This window comes from Paenibacillus sp. MMS18-CY102 (assembly GCF_009789195.1).
Taxonomy (GTDB): Bacteria; Bacillota; Bacilli; order Paenibacillales; family Paenibacillaceae; genus Paenibacillus_T.
Map to the genome: position 1 here is coordinate 1 of NZ_WSTC01000076.1, position 1574 is coordinate 1574.

At 45.2% G+C, this 1574-nt stretch carries 1 pseudogene; it reads right to left on the bottom strand.

Annotation, left to right across the window (positions count from 1 at the left end):
• Positions 1-141: 141 nt before the first annotated feature.
• Positions 142-1292, bottom strand: a pseudogene (locus GON22_RS25445) (IS110 family transposase).
• Between the last annotated feature and the right edge of the window lie 282 nt (positions 1293-1574).

Sequence of the window (1574 nt, forward strand, 5' to 3'; positions counted from 1 at the left end):
TTTTTCTGTGAAAAGAATAACGCACACATGATGGACCTCGTCTTTGAAGAATGATGGGATTCTGTAAAAATGGCAATAGGATGCTCGGGAAGCGAAATATTCGGTTCCATGTTTAAACCATATTTAATTAGTCAACGCTTGTTAGTTTGGGGATTTAGTGGGCATTGTCTCCAAATAAACTTGCTTCGTTTTAAGCATTTGGTAAAGAATGACCAACATTTTCTTTGCTAGAGCAACGAGTGCTTTTTTCTTGCCGCGACGTGAGGCTAACGACCAGAACTTAGCAGATAATCGAGTGTTTCTGGTTTTAGATGCTGCCCAAGCGGCTTCGCATAATGCAACCTTTATGTGAGGGTTGCCTTTTACAGTCCGGGTACTTTTTTTTGACCTGCGCTTTCGTGGTTACCCGGCGATACTCCAGCCCAAGACGTAAGATGAGCGGCAGAAGGAAACTGATCCATGTTGTTGCCCATCTCTGCAAGAAGGCTTGCTGCGGTCGTTTTCTTCACCCCGGGCATGGTTTGCATGAGATCCATTTCTTCCTTGTAGCTAGCCAGATATTGTTCAATTCGCTCATCCAGCTTGCTGATGGACTCCTCATAAAACGCAATCTCATTCCAGAGAAAACGAATTATAAAAATCTGGTGCTCATCCAGCGTTCCGAAAAGCGAGTCTGCCAAGGCAGATACTTTCTTCTTCACGACGCCCTTCACACGGCCCTCGATATCGCTAGCATCAATAAATCCTTGCTCCATGAGGCGCTCAAGCAAGTTCCGTCCTGAGACACCAAAAACATCGCTAATGACGGTTCCAAGTTTTATGTTGGCGGACTCAAGCACTTTCTGTAACCTATTCTTCTTGGCGGTCAACCCACCAACTTGCTTCTTGCGCAGACGAGTAAGTTCTCTGAGTTCCCGAAGGTCTGAAGGAGGAACAAAGCTAGGCTCAACCAGACCATGACGAAGCAATTTGGCGATCCATTCAGCATCGGACACATCGGTCTTACGCCCAGGAACGTTCTTAATGCGCTGCGCATTCGCCAAGGTAATGTCGAAATAACCTTCTAAGATGTTGTAAACAGGGCGCCAATAGATACCGGTACTTTCCATTGCGATATGCGTAACTTCCTTGGTTTCAAGCCATTGAAGGAGCTCGAATAAACTTTTGGTCATCGTCGAGAAGGTGCGTGTTTCAACTTCAGGAGAACCCCCAACAGGACCTGTTATTGTACAAACAACGATTGTCTCTTGATGGACATCCATGCCTGCGCAATGAGTAATTAGTGTTTCCATAGAACTTACACCTCGTTGATAAGATGCGTAATTGGCGAATCCAAAGGAAATTAAACCATTTTTCTGTACGTGGTCATCTCTTACACAGAAGGGAGCCAACATGGGGTTGTACACGCTTCGGATCCTCACAGTTTTGTTTGCAGGGTCGTACCACCATAAAAAGCTGCGTGTTTATTCCAATTACGTTCCTTAACAGTATGGAAAAGCAAAAGAGCCGCTAACCTCGACATGATCAACTTTTCATGTGGGGGTAGCGGTTCAAAAACCATGGAGGTTTTGTTA